Raw genomic sequence first — 20,352 nt, 5'->3', positions numbered from 1 at the left:
TTAGATCGTTAGTTTTTAGGTGGCGTAGCCAGTGATTCCAACACACCCTCAACGGCATTAAAGCGAGCCTCGCTGTCCTCCATCGGGAAGATGAACTTCAGGTGGCTTGCTCCTTCCAGTTTAAACTTGGTTGGGTAGCGCTGAACCAAGGTAACCAGCGTGAAGGGGTCGACTTTTGGTTCGGTATCAAACTCCAGTTTGCCGCTGGCGGAACCGGCGTCCAATTTGATAATGCCCAGTGCATCGGCGGTCAGCTTAATCTGGGTTTGTCGGAACAGGTTTTTCGTTTGTTCTGGCAGCATACCGAAGCGGTCGATCATCTCGATCTGCAGCTCTTTCAGCTCGGTTTCGTTCTTCGCCCCCGAGATGCGCTTATACATGATCAAGCGATTATGCACATCCGGTAAGTAATCATCGGGGATCAGCGCCGGGATACGAAGATTTATCTCAGCACCGTGGTTAAGCGGTTTGTCCAAGTTAGGCGTTTTGCCTTCTTTAATCGACTGGATCGCTTCTTCCAGCATCTCCATGTACAGCGTAAAGCCAATACCTTGGATCTGTCCGCTTTGCTCCTCACCCAGTAATTCACCTGCGCCACGAATTTCAAGGTCATGCGTGGCCAGTGTGAAGCCTGCGCCCAAATCCTCAGCCATAGAGATCGCTTCCAGGCGTTTTTGCGCATCCGCTGACACCGATTTAGGGTGCGGCGTTAAAAGATACGCGTATGCCTGGTGATGCGAGCGGCCCACACGGCCTCGTAATTGGTGCAGTTGCGCTAAGCCAAACTTATCGGCCCGATCAATAATGATGGTGTTGGCGTTCGGGACATCGATGCCGGTTTCGATGATGGTGGTGCTGAGCAGTACGTTATAGCGCTTGTGATAAAAATCGGACATCACCTGCTCAAGCTCACGCTCGCGCATTTGGCCGTGACCAATGCCGATGCGGGCTTCAGGCACGAGGGCTCTTAGCTCCTCACCGACTTTCTCGATGGTTTTAACTTCGTTGTGCAGGTAATACACCTGACCACCGCGCAGCAGCTCCCGTAGGATGGCTTCTTTGACCAATTTTGGGTCATCTTCACGAACGAAGGTTTTAACGGCTAAGCGGCGCGCCGGTGGTGTTGCGATGATGGACAGATCTCGCATCCCCGACATGGCCATGTTCAACGTCCGTGGAATCGGCGTTGCGGTCATGGTCAGGATATCAACCTCCGAGCGGAGGGATTTCAAGCGCTCTTTTTGCTGCACACCGAAGCGGTGTTCCTCATCGATGATCACAAGGCCTAAGTTTTTAAACTGGATATCGGTTTGCAGCAGTTTATGCGTGCCAACAATGATATCGATCTCGCCTTGGTTGAGTCGCTCAATCACAGCCGATTGCTGTTTGGCGGTTCTAAATCGGGAGATCAGCTCCACGGTGACTGGCCAGTCAGCAAAACGGTCACGGAAGTTCTCAAAGTGTTGCTGTGCCAGCAGGGTTGTGGGTACCAAGATGGCCACTTGTTTACTGCTTTGCACCGCAACGAAGGCCGCACGCATTGCCACTTCGGTTTTACCAAAGCCCACATCACCACACACCAGACGATCCATCGGCTGCGGGGAGGTCATGTCATTGATCACCGCTTTAATCGCGGTTTCCTGATCGGGCGTTTCCTCAAACGGGAAGCTCGATGCAAAGAGGCGGTAATCCTCTTTCGGGTTGGTAAAAGTAAAGCCAACGCGTGCGGCACGACGTGCGTAAATATCCAGAAGTTCGGCGGCGGTATCTCGAATTTTCTCGGCCGCTTTTTGGCGCGCTTTGCTCCACTGCTCGGTGCCTAGTCGGTGAAGTGGGGCAAGCTCATCGGAGGCGCCACTGTAACGGCTGATCAGGTGCAGTGAAGATACTGGCACGTACAGCTTGGCATCATTGGCATAGCTGAGTGCTACAAACTCGTTCTTCTGGCCATCGAGTTCGATCGTTTCCAAACCTAAATAGCGCCCTACACCGTGATCAATGTGCACCACGGGAGCGTTGGGTTGCAGCTCGGCCAAGTTGCGAATGACAAGGTCGGATTGATCTTTTTCGCGGGCGCGGCGTCGACGTTGGAACACCTGTCGACCAAACAGCATGGACTCGGTCACCACTTGGAAGGCGTTCGGCATGTTTAGGCCGCGATCCAAAGGGTAGGTGGTAATGGCGATGCTTTGCTTGCCGCTTTCAAACTCTGACCAGTGCTTGACCGAATCCGGCTGGATGCTGGCCTTGGTTAGTAACTCGATTAAAGACTCTTTACGCCCTGCGGACTCGGCGCAGAATAACCAGCGTTCGTTGGGGTGATCCTTCATGTACTGGATCAATTTGCCAAGTGGCTGCTGAGCCTGCGCATTCACGCCAAGGTCGGCGGTGTTTTCACACGGCAGGTTAGAGCGCCCACTGCCCTCGGTGGTCGGGTCAGTGGTTAGGTTTAATCGGCGAAATGCTTTAAACGATAAGAACAACTCCTCAAAGCGAAGGAATAGGCGCGAGGGTTCAAGAATTGGGCGTTCGATGTCGTGACGTCGATCTTCGTAGCGGGTGCTTGCGTCTCGGAAAAACTGCTCGGCCATCGAGTCGACACCGTCCTCAAGAATGACCAGTGTGTCCTTGGATAGGTAGTCAAACAAGGTGGCGGTTGATTCAAAGAAAAACGGCAGATAATACTCAATACCCGCCGGTGCCATGCCTTGAGAGATGTCTTGATAAATAGGGCAGCGGCGATAATCCACATCAAACTCGGCGCGCCATTGCTGTTTAAAGTGCGAAATGGCGGCATCGGTGAGTGGGAATTCACGAGCAGGCAGTAAGCGGATCTTGTCCATTTGATCCAAGGAGCGCTGCGTCTCTGGGTCAAAGGTGCGTAGGGTGTCGATCTCGTCATCAAAGAGGTCGATCCGGTATGGGTGGTCTGATCCCATCGGGAAGAGATCCACAATCGAGCCGCGCACAGCAAACTCACCATGTTCGTAGACGGTTTCGACCGCGCGGTATCCTGCATCGGTTAGGCGCTCGCGCAGTTGCTCAAGGTCCAGTGTCTGGCCTTTATCGAGCATCAAGGAGTGTGCTTGTAAAAAGCTTGCTGGCGACAATCGGTGCATCAAGGTGCTTACGGGTACAATGACAATCCCTTGCTTAATGCTGCCTAGGCGGTTCAGTGTACTGATGCGCTCGGAAGTGATGTCTTGATGGGGCGAGAATCCGTCGTATGGCAAGGTTTCCCAGTCGGGGAAGGGCAGTATATCCGGGGCTTTTTGGCCCGCGTAAAAACGGATTTCACTTTCGAGTAGGGCGGCGCTGTCGCTGTTCTTGGTCGTTACCAGAATCACGCCTTTATGGTGTTTGGCCGCTTGGGCGATAATCCAGCCTTTGGCGCTTTGATGGGCTTGGCCGATCCATTTGCTGTCACCGGCTTGGGTAGGCAGTTGAAAGACCGATTCGGTCACTGTCACTCTCCTGAACAAGGGTATCCTAAAAAACGATTTCTAATGGTAACGGTTTGATCGGCAAAGCGATACTAAAGTGCTTTTGTCGCTATCGGGCTAAAGTATACTCAGGTTAATTTGCCGCCTTGGGGGGAAATAGGGATAATACGCCCCGCATTCAAAATATGCCTAGAGTTAAGTTGGAGAAACCCGTGAGCCAAAATCAAGTATTCGCTGATTGGAAAGAACGCGAAGCAACTGCAGAGTCGATGATTCCGATGGTCGGTCGTTTGTACCGTGATCGTAATGTTGAGACTTCTGTTTACGGTCGTTTGATCGTAAAGCGTTCCGTTATTGACGTTATCAAAGCACACCGCTTTGCACGACAAATCGAGGCAGAAGAGCTGACTGTCCTTGATACCTACCCTGTGCTGGAAGCACTGGAAGCGCTGGACGTTAAAAGCGCACACGTTGATATCGGAAAGCTGGCCGTTAAGTATCGTAAAGAAGGCAATGGCCGTAGCCTTCAGGCGTTCCTAGAAGAAGAGCTGGCAACCGTTATCGGTGCTGACGAGCGTCAAGGTACAGATGTTGTTCTTTACGGTTTTGGCCGTATCGGTCGTCTGTTGGCGCGTCTGCTGATCGAACGCACAGGTGGTGGTCAATCACTGCGCCTGCGTGCCATCGTTGTTCGCAAAGGTAAGGCTGCGAACGACCTAGAAAAACGTGCTAGCTTGCTGCGTCGTGATTCGGTTCACGGTTCATTCAAAGGCACTATCCAAGTTGACGAAGAGCGCAACATGATCATTGCTAACGGCAATGAGATTCAAGTGATCTTCTCTGACGGTCCAGATCAAGTGGATTACACTCAATACGGCATCGATAATGCCGTGGTAATCGACAACACGGGTATCTGGCGTGACAACGAAGGTCTGTCTTTGCACCTGAAAGCGAAAGGCGTTGCTCGTGCATTGCTGACCGCTCCTGGTAAAGGCGTTAAAAACATCGTAATGGGTGTTAACCACCACGACATCACTGATGAAGATCTGGTCTTGTCGGCGGCATCGTGCACCACAAACGCGATTACTCCAATCCTGAAAGCGGTTAACGATCGCTTTGGCGTTGAGAACGGTCACGTTGAAACGGTTCACTCTTACACCAACGACCAAAACCTAATCGACAACTACCACAAAGGTGATCGTCGTGGTCGTGCTGCTGGTCTGAACATGGTTCTGACCGAAACAGGTGCGGCGAAAGCGGTTTCTAAAGCCCTGCCAGAAATGGAAGGTAAACTGACTGGTAATGCGATTCGTGTTCCGACACCAAACGTATCCATGGCGATTCTGAACCTAAACTTGGGTAAAGAAACCAACCGTGACGAGCTGAACGACTACCTGCGTGATATCGCTCTGCACTCACCTTTGCAAAAGCAAGTGGACTACAGCAACTCACCAGAAGCGGTTTCTACCGACTTCGTGGGTTCGCGTGCTGCAGGTGTTGTTGATGCTCTGGCGACCATCGCTGATGGCAACCGTTGCGTATTGTACGTTTGGTACGATAACGAATTTGGTTACAGCTGCCAGGTTATCCGTATGGCGCAATACATGGCAAAAGTGACACTGCCTGCATTCCCGAAAGCGAAAAAATAAGCGTCGTTTTCAATTGATCAAAAAGCCGCCAATGTGCGGCTTTTTTTGTAATATTTCGCATATATTATATTTTTTTATTTTTTTATAACTAAAAAATCTAAGCTGGTTGGTTAATCACTCAACAGTCGGGTGGGTATTTGACTAGGCTGTTTGTAGATAAGAACAGGGGCGCTCAGGTATAATTGACAGGTTTTTTGGTGGGGTAATGGGTTTTCGGAAATAAAAAAATCAGAAGCGGTTGAAAACTTGCCCTATAGCCTGTCCTCTTCCGTTATCTGAAACACTACGAAAACCAGCCCTGAAAATTTTTTTAGTGTTTGGGTGAGGTGTATGATCAAGATCACTAAAGGTCTGGATCTGCCGATAACGGGTGCGCCGGAACAGGTGGTTTCATCTGATTCGCCGGTTATTCGTTCGGTCGCCGTGAGCGGGCCTGATTATGTTGGTATGAAACCAACAATGGCCGTCAAGGTGGGAGATCGAGTTAAACTCGGTCAATTGATCTTTACCGATAAAAAAACAGAAGGTGTTCAGTTTACTGCACCAGGTGCCGGTGTCGTTTCTGCGATTAATCGTGGCGAACGCCGTGCATTGCTGTCGGTTGTAATTGATCTGGATGATCAAGAAGAAGCGGTCGAATTCGCGAAGTACGATGCGGCTGGTCTTGATGGTTTGACGCGTGAACAGGTTGTAGAAAACTTGCAGGCGTCAGGCATGTGGACAGCGTTGCGTACGCGTCCATTCAGTAAAGTTCCTGCGGTAAATACCACTCCGTCTTCAATCTTTGTCACAGCGATGGATACCAATCCTTTGGCTGCTGATCCAACTCTGTTCATTAAAGAGTACGCGAAAGATTTCGAAAACGGCTTAAAGGTTCTGGCTAAGCTTCCTGAAAAAGACGTCTTTGTATGTAAAGCACCGGGTACAGACGTACCAAGCGTTGCTGGCGTTAAAACAGAAGAGTTTGCTGGTATTCACCCTGCGGGTAACCCTGGTACTCACATCCACTATCTTGACCCTGTGGCTCGCCAAAAGTTTGTTTGGTACATCGGTGCTCAGGATGTTGTCGCAATCGGTAAACTCTTTACCGAAGGTCGTCTGTTTACAGAGCGTTTGGTCTCCGTTGCAGGCCCTGTTGCGAAAAAGCCTACCATCGTTAAAACGCGTCTAGGTGCTAACCTAGATGACCTGATAACAGGTCAACTGGCGTCTGATAATGCACGTGTTATCTCTGGTTCTGTATGGAATGGTCGTACAGTAACGGAAGGTCTTAACTTCTTGGGTCGTTATGCGAACCAAGTAAGTTTGCTGGAAGAGGGTAACAACCGTGAATTTATGGGCTGGTTGTCTCCAGGTGGTAATAAGTTCTCTATCATGAATATCTATGCATCATTCATGAGCCGCTCTAAGAAGTTTGACTTCACGACGACAACGAACGGTTCTGAGCGTGCGATGGTACCTGCGGGTCAATTCGAGCGTTTGATGCCATTGGATATTCTGCCGACTCAGCTGCTGCGCTCTTTGGTAACAGGTGACATCGTGACCGCGATGCAACTAGGCTGCCTAGAGTTAGACGAAGAAGATTTAGCGCTTTGCTCTTTCGCTTGCCCAGGTAAGTACGAGTACGGCCCAATCCTTCGCGACAATCTGGCGCGCATCGAGAAAGAGACCTAAGCGAGGCTGCGTATGAGCATCAGAAATATCCTCCATAAAATGGAGCCGCACTTTCATAAAGGCGGCAAGTATGAAAATTGGTACGCGCTTTACGAAGCGGTTGATACCATCTTCTATACGCCAGGCTCTGTAACAAAGTCTGGAGCACACGTACGTGACGGTCTTGACCTGAAACGTATGATGATCACGGTTTGGATGTGCACATTCCCAGCGGTTTTCGCAGGTTTGTGGAACATCGGTTACCAAGCAAACACGGCGATGGCAACAATGGGCATCACCGAGCTTGAAGGTGTACGCGGCGCCATCATTGCGTCCATCGGCGGCGGCTTCGACCCTAACAGCATATGGGCCAACATTGTCCATGGTGCTGTGTATTGGCTCCCGGTTTACGCGGTCACCTTTGTTGTGGGCGGTTTCTGGGAAGTGCTGTTCGCGATGAAGCGCGGTCACGAAGTCAACGAAGGTTTCTTCGTAACCTCGATCCTGTTCTCTCTGATCCTGCCGCCTACCATTCCTCTATGGCAAGTAGCGCTGGGCATCACCTTTGGTGTTGTGATCGGTAAAGAGGTGTTCGGTGGTACAGGTAAAAACTTCCTGAACCCTGCACTGACAGGTCGTGCCTTCCTATTCTTTGCATACCCTGCACAAATGTCGGGCGATGCGATCTGGACGGCTGTTGATGGTTTCTCTGGCGCTACCCCTCTGGGTATGGCTGCTGCAGGCGGTGTCGACGCTATCCTGTCTAACAACATCACTTGGTTCGATGCTTTCTTGGGCAAAATCCAAGGTTCGATGGGTGAGACTTCAACCCTGGCTATCCTGATTGGTGGTGGCTTGCTGGTGCTGACACGTATCGCTGCGTGGCGCATTGTGGCAGGTGTCTTCCTGGGTATGGCGGGTATGTCGCTTCTGCTCAATGCCATTGGTTCAGAAACAAACCCAATGTTCGGTCTGCCATTCTGGTGGCACTTCGTACTGGGTGGTTTCGCGTTCGGTATGTTCTTTATGGCAACCGATCCGGTTTCTGCGTCTATGACGAACAAAGGTAAGTGGTTCTTTGGTGCTCTGATCGGCATCATGGTGATCCTGATCCGTGTTGTAAACCCAGCTTTCCCAGAAGGCATGATGCTGGCAATTCTGTTTGCCAACTTGTTTGCACCGCTGATCGACAACTTTGTTGTACAGGCTAATATCAAGCGGAGGGTGGCACGTAATGTCAGCTAAAAAGGATACAATCGGTCGCACGATTCTTGTGACTGTCCTGCTGTGTGTTGCCTGCTCGGTCGTTGTATCGTCTGCAGCGGTTTTGTTAAAGCCACAGCAAGTTGCCAACAAAGAGTTGGACCGTAAAAGCAACATCTTGGCCGCAGCTGGTCTGGGTGGTAACGGTGTTTCTGTCGATGAAGCCTTCAAGAAAATCACGACTAAAGTGGTTGATCTTGAAACCGGTAAGTTCACCGACGATGTAGATCCAAACACGTATGATGCGGCGAAAGCGTCGAAAGATCCGGCTATGTCTGAGGCATTAAGCCGTGATGAAGACATCGCTTCGATCAAGCGTCAGGCGCGTTACCAAACCGTTTACTTGGTTGAAAACGAAGGTCAATTGGACCGCATCATTCTTCCAGTAAAAGGGTACGGTCTGTGGTCAACTCTGTACGGTTTCATGGCACTGGAAGGTGACTTGAACACAGTGGTTGGTCTTGGTTTCTACTCCCACGCTGAAACGCCAGGTTTGGGTGGTGAAGTGGATAACCCGAACTGGAAAGCGCTTTGGGAAGGCAAAAAAGTCTACGAAGAGGGTACTTGGGACCCTGAGCTTCACCTGATTAAAGGTTCAGTGGATAGCTCTACACCAGATGCAGAGCACAAAGTAGACGGTCTTTCTGGTGCAACTCTGACCAGTAATGGTGTAACGCACTTGGTTCAATTCTGGATGGGTAAAAACGGTTACGCGCCTTTCCTTAAGAACTTGAAAGCAGGGGAGGCATAATCAATGGCTAATCCTACCACTAAGGACGTTTTAGTCAGCCCGGTCGTTAAGAATAACCCGATTGCTTTGCAAATCTTGGGTATCTGTTCGGCTCTGGCGGTAACGTCTAACATGAACACAGCGCTGGTAATGGCGCTTGCGGTAACCGCGGTAACAGCGTTCTCGAATCTGTTTATCTCAATCATCCGTAACCAAATCCCTAACAGCGTTCGTATCATTGCGCAGATGACCATCATCGCGTCTTTGGTAATCGTGGTTGACCAAATTCTGAAAGCCGTGGCTTACGATGTGTCCAAGCAGCTTTCGGTATTCGTTGGTCTGATCATTACGAACTGTATCGTAATGGGTCGTGCAGAAGCGTTCGCGATGAAAAACCCTCCGGGTCTTTCGTTCATGGACGGTATCGGTAACGGTCTAGGCTACGGTGCGGTACTGCTGTTTGTTGGCTTCTTCCGTGAACTGTTCGGTTCTGGCAAGTTGTTCGGCATTGAGGTGCTGCCTCTGGTCAATGATGGCGGTTGGTATCAAGCGAACGGTTTGATGTTGCTTCCTCCAAGTGCGTTCTTCGTTATCGGCCTGATGATCTGGTTGATTCGTACGTACGACAAGAAGCAAGTCGAAGAGCCTGAGTTTGAGATTGCTCCTAACAGCAAGGGAGGCCATGCGTAATGGAACAGTACATTAGCTTGTTCGTAAAAGCGGTGTTCGTTGAGAACATGGCATTGGCTTTCTTCTTGGGGATGTGTACGTTTTTGGCGATCTCCAAGAAAGTACAAACGGCGATTGGTCTGGGTATTGCGGTTATCGTAGTACTGGCGATCACTACGCCGGTTAACAACCTGTTGTACAACGGTCTGCTGCGTGAAGGCGCACTGGCTTGGGCGGGTTACCCTGAAGTTGATCTGAGCTTCTTGGGTTACATCTCGTACATCGGCGTTATCGCTGCAATGGTACAGATCCTTGAAATGGTATTGGATAAGTTCTTCCCTGCGCTTTACAACTCGCTGGGTGTCTTCCTACCATTGATCACCGTAAACTGCGCCATCATGGGTGCGGCGCTCTTCATGGTAGAGCGTGACTACAACTTCGGTGAGTCTGTTGTGTACGGCGTGGGTGCGGGTCTTGGTTGGGCGCTGGCGATTACAGCCCTGGCAGGTATCCGTGAAAAACTGAAATACAGCGACGTTCCAGCTGGACTGCGTGGCCTTGGCATTACCTTCATCACTGTTGGTTTGATGTCTCTTGGCTTCATGTCGTTCTCTGGCGTACAGCTGTAATTCTGCTCAGACATGATCAACAGAAGGATGGATTAAGCCCATGAATGCTGAAATCGTTCTCGGCGTTGTCATGTTTACCGTGGTAGTGCTTGCACTGGTCGCGGTAATTCTGGCAGCCCGCTCAAAATTGGTAAGCTCCGGTGATGTGACGATTCACATCAACGAAGATCCTGAAAAATCGATCACTGTGCCTGCAGGTGGCAAATTGCTGCAAACCCTAGCAGGTGCAGGTATCTTCGTACCGTCAGCGTGCGGTGGCGGTGGTACTTGTGCGCAGTGTAAGTGTCAGGTTCTTGACGGCGGTGGCTCTATGCTACCAACCGAAGAATCGCACTTCACAATGAAAGAAGCGAAACAAGGCTGGCGTCTGTCGTGTCAGGTTGCGGTTAAGCAAGACATGAACATCGAGCTGGAAGAAGAGATCTTTGGTGTTAAAAAGTGGGAATGTACGGTTGATTCTAACCCGAACGTTGCAACTTTCATCAAAGAACTGACGCTGCGTTTGCCTGAAGGCGAAAACGTAGACTTCCGTGCAGGTGGTTATGTTCAGCTAGAAGCGCCACCACACGAAGTACACTACAAAGATTTCGACATCGAAGAAGAGTACCGTGGCGACTGGGATAAGTTTAACCAGTGGAAGTACGTATCTAAGGTAACTGAGCCTGTTATCCGTGCTTACTCAATGGCGAACTACCCAGAAGAGAAGGGTATTGTTAAGTTCAATATCCGTATTGCGTCTCCACCTCCGGGTAAAGATCACTTGCCACCAGGTCAGATGTCTTCGTACGTCTTTAGCTTGAAGCCAGGTGATAAGATCACTGTTTACGGACCGTTTGGTGAGTTCTTCGCCAAAGATACCGATAACGAGATGGTCTTCATCGGTGGTGGTGCGGGTATGGCGCCTATGCGTTCCCACATCTTCGATCAGCTTAAGCGTCTGAAATCGACTCGTAAGATCTCTTTCTGGTACGGTGCTCGTTCTCTTCGTGAGTGTTTCTACAACGAAGAGTACGATCAACTGCAGGAAGAAAACCCGAACTTTAACTGGCACTTGGCTCTGTCCGATCCTCTGCCAGAAGATAACTGGGATGGTCTGACTGGCTTCATCCACAATGTGCTGTACGAACAGTACTTGAAAGATCACGAAGCGCCGGAAGATTGTGAGTACTACATGTGTGGGCCTCCAATGATGAACGCGGCCGTCATCCAGATGCTATTGGATCTGGGTGTTGAACGCGACAATATCTTCCTTGACGACTTCGGTGGTTAAGCCTTGATGGATACCTTTAAACGTATCCCGAATTGGCCGGCAGCTCTGCTGCTGGCCTTTTTGTTTCTGGTCGGTTGCTCTCAAGAAGCATCACAATCTCAGGAACAAATTGTAGGTGTGTCGGGGAGCACGATGGGCACAACCTACTCCGTAAAATGGGTCGATACTGACGAGTCTCGTAAAGAAGACCTTTTTCAAAAGTTTGAGCGCGAACTCAAAGCCGTTAACGCTTCAATGTCGACCTACATTCCTGATTCTGAGTTGTCTCTGTTTAATAAGATGCCAGCAGGTTCATCCATTACTGCAAGCGATGGTTTGTACGATGTTCTATCCTTAGCGCATCAAATCAGTGATCGATCTAACGGTGCGTTCGATGTGACCGTGGGTCCTTTGGTGAATCTATGGGGTTTTGGGCCAGACGGTCGTGTGGTGAAAGCGCCCGATGAGCAGACCGTTGATGCCTTAAGAGAGCGCATCGGGTATCAAAAGCTGCTTCTGAATGCCGATACACAAGAGATCACCAAGAAAGCCGATCTGTACGTCGACTTGTCCGCCATTGCGAAAGGTTACGGTGTCGATCAAGTCGCACACGTGTTGGAAAAAGAGGGAATTACTCGTTACCTCGTTGAGATTGGTGGCGAGCTTCGCGCATCAGGTCTTAAGCCCAATGGCGAAACCTGGCGTATTGCCATTGAAAGTCCTGCTTCTGTGATGCACAGCGTGCAGCAGATTGTTCATGTCAGTGATACAGGTATTGCTACTTCGGGTGATTATCGCAACTACTTTGAAGATCAAGGCGTGCGTTACTCTCATACGATTGATCCATCGACCGGAAAGCCAATAACGCATAAGCTGGCTTCGGTGACGGTGCTCAGTGATACCTGTGCTGAAGCCGATGCTTTGGCAACGGCCTTTACCGTGATGGGTGAAGAGAAAGCGATGCAATACGCAATTGAGCATAAGATTGACGCGTTTTTTATAGTAAAATCAGAGAACGGTTTCAAAGAAATGATGACCGACGGCTTCAAAGCTCGATTGGTCAAGTGAGGTTACTGTGGAGATTTTCGTTTTTGTACTGTCCGGATTATTGCTGATTGTCTTGGCGATGTCGGTCGGTGTCCTGTTGGGACGTAAACCTATTTCTGGCTCGTGTGGCGGTATGGCAGCACTGGGCATGGATACGGCATGTGATATTTGTGGTGGCGATAAAGCCATCTGTGATGATGAAGATGAAAAGCAGCGTCGTATCGAACAATTAAAACAGCAAAAAGACGGTCAAGATGCGTCTTTAGGTTACGAGCTGAAATCAAAATAAGGTCGTCTTGTACGACGAACAATAATCTGAGCAACAGAGTAGAATAAGGGGATGTGAATGGCTGTATATGAGTATGATGTGGTGGTAATCGGCTCAGGACCTGCCGGTGAAGGCGCTGCGATGAATGCCGTCAAACACGGTCGTCGAGTCGCTATCATTGAGGAGCAGGATGCCGTGGGCGGTAACTGTACCCACAAAGGAACCATCCCATCTAAAGCCCTTCGTCACTCGGTTAAGCAGATCATCGAATTCAACACGAACCCTATGTTCCGTGATATCGGTGAACCACGCTGGTTCTCATTTTCAAAAGTGTTAACCCGCGCTGAAAAGGTGATCTCTAACCAAGTTATGCTGCGTACCAACTTTTATGCGCGCAACCGTGTGGACGTGTTCTTTGGTCATGCTGAGTTCCAGGACCAAAACACCATCGTCGTTAAAGGGACCGCTTCAGGCAATGAAACCCTGAAAGCTGAAAACATTGTGATCGCGACCGGTTCCCGTCCTTACTGCCCACCGGACATCGACTTTAACCACCCGCGTATCTACAACTCCGACTCGATTCTGAAACTGAATCACACCCCGCGTACCTTAATCATCTACGGTGCCGGTGTTATCGGTTGCGAATACGCCTCTATCTTCAGTGGTTTGGGTGTAAAAGTGGATCTGATCGATACACGTGATCGCTTGCTGTCGTTCTTGGATGGTGAGATTTCCGATGCGCTGAGTTACCACTTGCGTAATACCGCGGTAAAAATCCGCCACAACGAAGAATACGAGAGCGTTGAAGGTGATGATCACGGTGTGATCTTGAACATGAAGTCGGGCAAGCGTATCCGCGCTGATGCGTTCTTGTGGTGTAACGGCCGTACTGGTAACACCGATAACCTTAATATTGAAGCGGCGGGCCTTGAAGCTAACAGCCGTGGTCAATTAGAGGTGGATGATCATTACCGCACGAAACTGCCGCACATTTATGCAGCGGGTGACGTGATTGGTTGGCCAAGCTTAGCGTCTGCGGCGCTTGACCAAGGTCGTTCTGCGGCGGCGGATCTTGTGGGGGCGGATCACTTCCGTTACATCAATGATGTACCAACGGGTATCTATACCATCCCAGAGATCAGCTCTATCGGTAAAACCGAAGAGGAGCTCACACGCGAGAAAGTCCCTTACGAAGTGGGTCAGGCGTTCTTTAAAGATACGGCGCGTGCGCAGATTTCGAGCCAGCCGGTCGGTATGCTGAAAATCCTGTTCCATCGTGAGACGTTGGCGATTTTGGGTATCCACTGCTTTGGTGACCAAGCTTCCGAGATCGTTCACATCGGTCAGGCGATTATGCGTCAAGAAGGTACGGCAAATACCATTGAGTATTTTGTCAATACGACTTTCAACTACCCTACAATGGCCGAAGCCTACCGTGTTGCAGCTATTGCAGGGCTAAATCGCATTGCCAACTTGTAAAAAGTAACTTAGCGTCAGATCATAGCGTACGACAAGGGAGCAGGATTGCTCCCTTTTGCTTAACTAACCAAGTGAAGCACTATGACCAGGATCGTCTTATGGACTTTAGGCTTCCTGCTGTGTGGGGAGCTTTTCCTTCAAGTCCGTTCTGAGATAAAGAGCGGCGTTTCGGTGATTGATCGTATTTATCAAACGCCGTCCTACCAACTTAATCCCCTTTTTGGTGTTAAAACGCTGGCCCCTCACATTGAGATCAAGGGGGGCGATGTCGTCATCCAAGCCAATAACCTAGGTCTTCGTGATCAAGACCTGCCCCAAGAGAAACCGGTTAACGAGGTTCGAATAGCCTTTATCGGTGCATCGACAGTGATGGGGGCGTATGCAAAAAACAATGAGGTAACCGCGGCCAATCTGTTGGAGCAGCAGCTTTTGGATGCCTCACCCACTCGGTTCAACATCATCAATGCTGGGATCGCCGGTTTAACATCAAAAGAGCAAGCTCGGGTTCTTGAGGTGTTAATTCGAGATTATCAATTAGATGGCGTGATCATCTACACCGGGTTGAACGAACTCAGCAGTCATTGCAAAACCTCTCGTACTGTTCGCGATCAGTTTTACCAGCTGGAGCTGCCCAGTTGGCTGATGAGTCGTGATCTTCTGATCAAAAATACAACGTTTCTTAGGGATACTCCGGCTTTGTCGATGTTGGTGGAGCCAGCGCCACGCATCAATACACAAGGTTATCAGCAGGGTCTTCAAGCCATGTTACGCCTTATTCGTGACCGTGAGTTGCCCTATATCTTGATTGAAAACGGCAAGGCTTATCGGCAAGATCAATCGGAATCCGAGCAGTTAAGCTTCTCTGAAACAGCGCGTTACTACGCGCATTGTTTTGATTTGGAGGATCTTTACTATGCCTATCAGCGCTATAACCAAGCATTAGAAGCGGAGGCCGCGCGCTGGCTCAATCATCATCTGGGTGTTGTGTTAGCGTTGGAGGATTTGATCCCAGGTGGGCGCACATTTTTTGCCGATTCGGTGCATCTGACTAAAGCCGGAGAGGTGCGTTTAGCTCGGCGTCTTCAGCAAGAAGTGTTAGCGCTCTTTAAGGAGGGGGTATGATTTTTACCTCGTTCGCGTTTATCGGTTTCTTTGCTCTGGTGCTGACATCGACCCGCTGGGTATTCAAGAGTAATCGGGCCGCCAAGATGGTGCTACTGGCGGCCAGTTACTACTTCTATGGCTGTTGGGATTACCGTTTTTGCCTTTTGATGCTCGTGATGACCTTGGGTAATGCGGTGTTAGGGCGTCGGATCGCTCACCGCCGCTCCCATGCAAAAGCGTGGATGTGGGCTTCCGTAGGGTTCAATTTGGGCATTTTAGGGGCCTTTAAATACTTTGGCTTCTTTCTCGAGAACCTGAACGCTCTATTAGAGCCGCTTGGATTCAGTGCTCACGGCTTGATGATTGAATGGATACTCCCGGTGGGCATCTCATTCTATACCTTTCAATGCTTAAGTTATTGCTTGGATGTCTACCGAGGTGATTTAAAGCCCGCCCGCTCGTTCTGGGATTTTGCGCTGTTTGTCTCTTTCTTTCCGCAATTGGTGGCAGGTCCCATTGTTCGGGCGAAGGACTTTCTGCCGCAGCTAGAGCGTCGTGCCATCGCCAGCGATCAAGAATTAATGGATGGCGCGCTGTTGTTTTTAAAAGGGGTGATCAAAAAGGTACTGTTGGCCGATCTGTTAGCCAAACATTGGGTGGACCCTGCCTTTCAACAGCCGGAGCTCTTTAGCTCGGGGTTTATCTGGATGGCGGTGATCGGCTACAGCTTGCAGATCTATCTGGATTTCTCGGCCTACACCGATATGGCGCGTGGCGTGGCTAAAATGTTGGGCTATCAACTGCCGGTGAATTTTAGACGCCCTTATCAGGCGCAATCGATCTCTGAGTTTTGGCAGCGTTGGCATATCTCGATGTCTTCTTTCTTTCGCGATTATCTATTCTTCGGTTTAGGGGGCAGTCGGAATCATCGTACTTATCGTAATTTGATGATCACCTTCATCGCGATCGGGGTTTGGCATGGAGCGGGGTGGAATTTTATTCTTTACGGTGCCTTGCACGGCGCTTTGGTTTGTTACGAGCGTTACTGTCGAGAGCATGATCGATCCCCCTATGGAGGTTTGTCTTCGCCATGGCTGAACCGATTGTATTTAACTGTGTGGGTGTTTTTGCTGGTCGTTTTATTAAGGGTTATTTTCAGAGCGCCCGAGATGGAGGCGGCCTTCGCCATTTATCAGGATTTGTTGATCTGGCAGAACGGGGCATTCCCTGTCACGGCGGTGGGTGTGATTGTCTGGTTTGTTGCCTTGTTAGGGCACTATGTACCGAATGCTTGGTTGTCGAGGCTTAAAAACCGATTGGTGCTCTGGCCTGCTTGGGTGCAAGGGGCATCCTTGTGCGGTTTTATCTATTGTGTAGCGGCGCTTTCAGAGGGGGAGGCCCCTTTTATTTATTTTCAGTTTTGACCGAATCGTTCGAATCAAAAACGGTGCCTTTAATATCCAGCGTACGCTCTAACCAGCGGTTGTAACGCGACCAAATAAAAAAGCCCGGCGCCATCAAGCATCCAATTGCGAGCATTAAAAAGGCACCCTCATACTCGGCAGGTGCGAGAGCGACAATGGCATCAAAGCCGCCTAGAGATTTGCACGCCAAAAACCAGCCGATCAGGCCACAAAAGCCAACGGCGACGCCAATGTGATGAAGTACGTTTTTGGGCATGGTCTTAGGCTCCGTTTCGGTACAAATGCACCCGAATGCTTGGCAAAAAAGGGTCTGGGTCGATGATACTATCAGAGCGCTCAGCGCGTGTCCTTTCGGGCAGTTGCTCGGGCAGTGTATTGTGGCTTGGAAACCCTTTGCTTTTGTCGATGGGAAATAAAATCGGCAATGGGCAATTACGTGCTTTTCGGTCGGGTGTGTCGCCTTGGCGATTCCACACAAAGTTGGCCCGCACGACGGGTACTTGAGTTTGTACTTGAGCAAGCTCGGTGTGAGCACGCAGGCGGTTGCATTGATCGAGCTGGATCTGAATGTGCGGGCGGCTGGTATCCAATTTGAGCAATCGGTCGATCGCATCTTGAACGGTGATCTTTCGGATGCTGCGCCCACTTGAGTACCAGCTAAATTTTACGCTGTCAGGTTGATGATCCAGGATCGGGATCTGGCGATAACACTGTTTTAAGTGCAGTCGTCCAAGCCCGGCTCGGTTCAGCGCGCGTGCCAATGTATCGCTTCGGTGCCTAAGCTGTTCTGCAACTTGGCCGGTTTCGTTCTTCATCAGCTTGCTTATCTGCTGTTTAAAGGCCGCCTTGGCTTCATTGAGTAAAACGCCTTCCGCTAATAGGGTGTCACTGACACCAATGAGTCCATACAGTTTTGCGGTAGTGCGGCCATCTTCGCCGTCCTTGTGCCAGACATCGACTAGCTGTTGTTGAAGTTGCATAAGGCTAACCGGTTCGGTTTGTGTGGGCAGTTCGGCAAAGTAGGTGGGCTTTTCGCGTAAAAAAAGATCCGAAAAAGAGAGTAGACGGGCACTTAACTGATCAAAAGCAGTCATAATGCCATCCAGTTGTTCGGTCATTAACGCTGACATGACGCACCTTGAATCTGTCTTTAGAGGTAAGGTCATCATATCGGGATACTCGTGATGAGTACACAGCATGCCGAGGTGTTCGCGGGGCTGAGTAACTGATTTTATTAGAGTATTCAAAGGAACTGTGATTTAATCCGCGATCATGTTTAAACCATTTTCTCTGTTCGTTGGCCTGCGTTATACCGCCGCCAAACGAAATAATCATTTTATCTCTTTCATCTCTTTGGTATCGATGACTGGCTTAATGCTTGGTGTCGCTGCTTTGATTGTGGTTTTGTCGGTTATGAACGGTTTTGACCGTGAGCTGAAAAACCGCATTTTAGGGATGGTCCCTCATGCAACCATCTCTGGTTACGATGCGCCGATACCTGACTGGCAGGCCTTGTCGAATCAAATCGAGAAAGACCCGCGCGTCACTGGTGTAGCCCCCTTTATACATGCTCAAGGTATGCTCACCAACGAGGGGCAGGTACGTGGTGTGATGGTTCAAGGTGTCCTACCGGAACAAGAATCCAAAGTGTCGATTGTGTCGAAGCACATGAAGGCAGGGCAGTGGGATGACCTAAAATCGGGTGAATATGGCATCATTTTAGGGGACCTTCTGGCGCGCTATTTGGGTGTTCGCATGGGTGACAAAGTCACCTTGGTTCTGCCAGAAGCATCCATCAGTGTTGCGGGTGTAACCCCGCGCTTAAAGCGTTTTACCGTGGTTGGAACCTTCTCGGTCGGTGCAGAGCTTGATAGCACCTTGGCTTACGTGCACATTGACGATGCCGCAAAATTAAAGCGAATCCCAGACGGGGTGGAAGGCGTGCGTTTAACCTTCTCGGATCTTTTTGATGCGCCGCAAGCGGTGCGTGATATTGGATCTACCTTGCAAGGTTATTACTTAGTTTCGGATTGGACGCGTACACACGGTAATCTCTTTCAGGCGATCCAAATGGAAAAGCGCATGATTGGTTTGCTGTTGTTCCTGATTGTGTTTGTAGCTGCATTTAACATTGTGTCCACGTTGGTCATGGTGGTAACCGATAAAAAGGCTGATATCGCGATTCTGCGCACGTTAGGTGCGACACCTGGCATGATCATGCGAATCTTTATGGTGCAAGGTATGTTGATTGGAATGATCGGTACCGTGCTAGGTACAGGCTTAGGTGTCCTGCTTGCACTGACGGTTTCTGATTTGGTTGCCTGGCTGGAGCGCATCTTGGGCATCGAGTTTCTCTCATCGGATGTGTACTTCATCAGCTATTTGCCATCACAACTGAACTGGGATGATGTCACTCTCATTACCAGTGCGGCGATGGCCATCAGCTTTATTGCCACTCTTTATCCTGCATGGCGTGCATCGCGCACCCAACCGGCCGAGGCGCTGCGTTATGAGTAATCAAGATGTATTAGTGTGCCAAAATGCCGGCAAAACCTACGAAGAAGCGGGCCGCTCCCTAGAAGTACTCAAAGGGGTTAGCTTTACGTTAAAAGCAGGCGACCGTGTGGCGATTGTTGGGACATCGGGTTCGGGTAAAAGTACTTTACTGAACTTGCTGGGTGGCTTAGAAAAGCCGTCGGTCGGCGAGGTCAGCGTTGGTGGTGAAAACCTCTACACGGTCAGTGAGAAAGCGCGTTCTGCGATTCGTAACCGCCAGTTGGGTTTTGTGTACCAATTCCATCATCTGTTGCCAGAATTTACCGCACTTGAAAACGTGGCCATCCCGCAAGTGTTGGCCGGTGAACCCATTAAAGTTGCCCAAGAGAAGGCGCAGCGTTTGTTGGTTCAGGTCGGCCTAGAGCAACGTGTTGATCATAAGCCAGCGCAATTGAGTGGCGGTGAGCGTCAGCGAGTGGCCATTGCTCGCGCACTGGTTAACGAGCCTGCTTGTGTCTTGATGGATGAACCCACCGGTAATTTGGATCGTCAAACGGCTGAAGAGATTCAGAACTTAATGATGGATTTGAATCAGCGTTTGAACACAGCGTTTATCGTGGTAACGCATGATCTGGAATTGGCCAGTACGATGGATCGAGTGCTGGTCTTAAAGGATGGGCAGTTACAGGAACAAGATCGCTGAGCAATACGGCTCAGTGATTTTATGATTTCTTTTTGCGGCGCAGTGACCAAGAGCGTCTAACGGAATAGATCCAGATCTGATTTACGATCAGATAGGCCAGCGTCGCAAACACCAAGCCACACACCACCGAACCGGTTAACAAAGGCCACCAGATGGCTGGCAAATCGTGCATTAAAGCTTCGATTGAAAGCTCAAGTTCGATGGGACGACCACGTGTTCCTAATAACCAGCCGCCCACGCAATAGGTGAAATAAAACACTGGCGGAATGGTAATTGGATTGGTTAGCCAAACAAGGCTGACCGAAATAGGGATATGACTTCTAAACACAATCGCCAGGAAGGCGGCAATCAGCATTTGCAAAGGGAAGGGCAAAAATGCGCAAAACACCCCCACAAAAAACGCCTTGGACACCGACTTACGCGTCAAATGCCAAAGACCTGGATCGTGCAGGTGGTCGCCCAGCCAGCTAAGGTGCTTGTGGCTCTTTAAGCTGGATTCATTGGGAAGATACTTCTTGATGAACTTACGTGGCATAGCCTGTACGA

At 50.0% G+C, this 20,352-nt stretch carries 18 protein-coding genes; 14 read left to right on the top strand and 4 right to left on the bottom strand.

What is annotated here, in order from left to right:
- Positions 1-8: 8 nt before the first annotated feature.
- Positions 9-3,464: a transcription-repair coupling factor gene (gene mfd / locus ACXAF9_RS13920; protein WP_475075290.1), complete on the bottom strand. Its 3,456-nt coding sequence runs from the start codon at positions 3,462-3,464 to the stop codon at positions 9-11.
- Between the two features lie 191 nt (positions 3,465-3,655).
- Between mfd and ACXAF9_RS13915 the strand changes: the two genes are divergently transcribed.
- From ACXAF9_RS13915 to ACXAF9_RS13860, 12 genes are all read left to right on the top strand, one after another.
- On the top strand, positions 3,656-5,092 hold the full coding sequence (locus ACXAF9_RS13915; RefSeq protein WP_475075289.1) for a glyceraldehyde-3-phosphate dehydrogenase: 1,437 nt from the start codon (positions 3,656-3,658) through the stop codon (positions 5,090-5,092).
- Between the two features lie 330 nt (positions 5,093-5,422).
- Entirely contained in the window at positions 5,423-6,766 is a 1,344-nt protein-coding gene (locus tag ACXAF9_RS13910; protein ID WP_475075288.1) for a Na(+)-translocating NADH-quinone reductase subunit A, read from the top strand.
- Between the two features lie 12 nt (positions 6,767-6,778).
- A complete protein-coding gene (locus tag ACXAF9_RS13905; protein ID WP_475075287.1) occupies positions 6,779-7,990 on the top strand; it encodes an NADH:ubiquinone reductase (Na(+)-transporting) subunit B in 1,212 nt (403 codons plus the stop codon).
- Positions 7,980-8,759: a Na(+)-translocating NADH-quinone reductase subunit C gene (locus ACXAF9_RS13900; protein ID WP_475075286.1), complete on the top strand. Its 780-nt coding sequence runs from the start codon at positions 7,980-7,982 to the stop codon at positions 8,757-8,759. Before ACXAF9_RS13905 ends, ACXAF9_RS13900 begins: the two co-directional genes overlap by 11 nt.
- A gap of 3 nt (positions 8,760-8,762) precedes the next feature.
- On the top strand, positions 8,763-9,428 hold the full coding sequence (locus ACXAF9_RS13895; RefSeq protein WP_475075285.1) for an NADH:ubiquinone reductase (Na(+)-transporting) subunit D: 666 nt from the start codon (positions 8,763-8,765) through the stop codon (positions 9,426-9,428).
- On the top strand, positions 9,428-10,036 hold the full coding sequence (nqrE, locus tag ACXAF9_RS13890) for an NADH:ubiquinone reductase (Na(+)-transporting) subunit E (protein ID WP_475075284.1): 609 nt from the start codon (positions 9,428-9,430) through the stop codon (positions 10,034-10,036). Before ACXAF9_RS13895 ends, nqrE begins: the two co-directional genes overlap by 1 nt.
- A 40-nt stretch (positions 10,037-10,076) precedes the next feature.
- Positions 10,077-11,306, top strand: a complete 1,230-nt coding sequence (nqrF, locus tag ACXAF9_RS13885; protein ID WP_475075283.1) for an NADH:ubiquinone reductase (Na(+)-transporting) subunit F — start codon at positions 10,077-10,079, stop codon at positions 11,304-11,306.
- Positions 11,307-11,312: 6 nt separating this feature from the next.
- Positions 11,313-12,353, top strand: a complete 1,041-nt coding sequence (locus ACXAF9_RS13880) for an FAD:protein FMN transferase (RefSeq protein WP_475075282.1) — start codon at positions 11,313-11,315, stop codon at positions 12,351-12,353.
- A 58-nt stretch (positions 12,354-12,411) separates the two neighbouring features.
- Entirely contained in the window at positions 12,412-12,621 is a 210-nt protein-coding gene (gene nqrM / locus ACXAF9_RS13875; protein WP_475075343.1) for a (Na+)-NQR maturation NqrM, read from the top strand.
- Positions 12,622-12,678: 57 nt separating this feature from the next.
- Positions 12,679-14,079, top strand: coding sequence for a Si-specific NAD(P)(+) transhydrogenase (sthA, locus tag ACXAF9_RS13870; protein WP_475075281.1), 1,401 nt, complete (start codon positions 12,679-12,681; stop codon positions 14,077-14,079).
- Positions 14,080-14,160: 81 nt separating this feature from the next.
- On the top strand, positions 14,161-15,201 hold the full coding sequence (locus ACXAF9_RS13865; RefSeq protein WP_475075280.1) for a hypothetical protein: 1,041 nt from the start codon (positions 14,161-14,163) through the stop codon (positions 15,199-15,201).
- A complete protein-coding gene (locus ACXAF9_RS13860) occupies positions 15,198-16,607 on the top strand; it encodes an MBOAT family O-acyltransferase (protein ID WP_475075279.1) in 1,410 nt (469 codons plus the stop codon). The genes ACXAF9_RS13865 and ACXAF9_RS13860 overlap by 4 nt, the downstream gene beginning before the upstream one ends.
- Here ACXAF9_RS13860 and ACXAF9_RS13855 read toward each other — a convergent pair.
- On the bottom strand, positions 16,588-16,863 hold the full coding sequence (locus tag ACXAF9_RS13855) for a hypothetical protein (RefSeq protein ID WP_475075278.1): 276 nt from the start codon (positions 16,861-16,863) through the stop codon (positions 16,588-16,590). The two genes, ACXAF9_RS13860 and ACXAF9_RS13855, sit on opposite strands and share 20 nt — an antisense overlap.
- A gap of 4 nt (positions 16,864-16,867) precedes the next feature.
- The gene (locus ACXAF9_RS13850) at positions 16,868-17,737 is read right to left on the bottom strand and encodes a DNA replication terminus site-binding protein (protein ID WP_475075277.1); all 870 of its coding nucleotides are present in this window, start codon (positions 17,735-17,737) and stop codon (positions 16,868-16,870) included.
- Positions 17,738-17,879: 142 nt separating this feature from the next.
- Here ACXAF9_RS13850 and ACXAF9_RS13845 point away from each other — a divergent pair, with 142 nt between their 5' ends.
- Together ACXAF9_RS13845 and lolD are read left to right on the top strand one after the other, a co-directional pair.
- Positions 17,880-19,124, top strand: coding sequence for a lipoprotein-releasing ABC transporter permease subunit (locus ACXAF9_RS13845; protein WP_475075276.1), 1,245 nt, complete (start codon positions 17,880-17,882; stop codon positions 19,122-19,124).
- Complete coding sequence (lolD, locus tag ACXAF9_RS13840) at positions 19,117-19,806, top strand: lipoprotein-releasing ABC transporter ATP-binding protein LolD (RefSeq protein ID WP_475075275.1); 690 nt, start codon at positions 19,117-19,119, stop codon at positions 19,804-19,806. The genes ACXAF9_RS13845 and lolD overlap by 8 nt, the downstream gene beginning before the upstream one ends.
- Before the next feature lie 19 nt (positions 19,807-19,825).
- Here the strand turns inward: lolD and ACXAF9_RS13835 are convergent, their stop codons facing one another.
- Complete coding sequence (locus ACXAF9_RS13835) at positions 19,826-20,341, bottom strand: DUF2062 domain-containing protein (RefSeq protein WP_475075274.1); 516 nt, start codon at positions 20,339-20,341, stop codon at positions 19,826-19,828.
- Positions 20,342-20,352 lie beyond the last annotated feature (11 nt).

This window comes from Neptunomonas sp. ABH4_499 (genome assembly GCF_056160565.1).
Note: the sequence above shows the minus strand (reverse complement) of the source record. Positions and strands in the feature narration are given on the sequence as shown.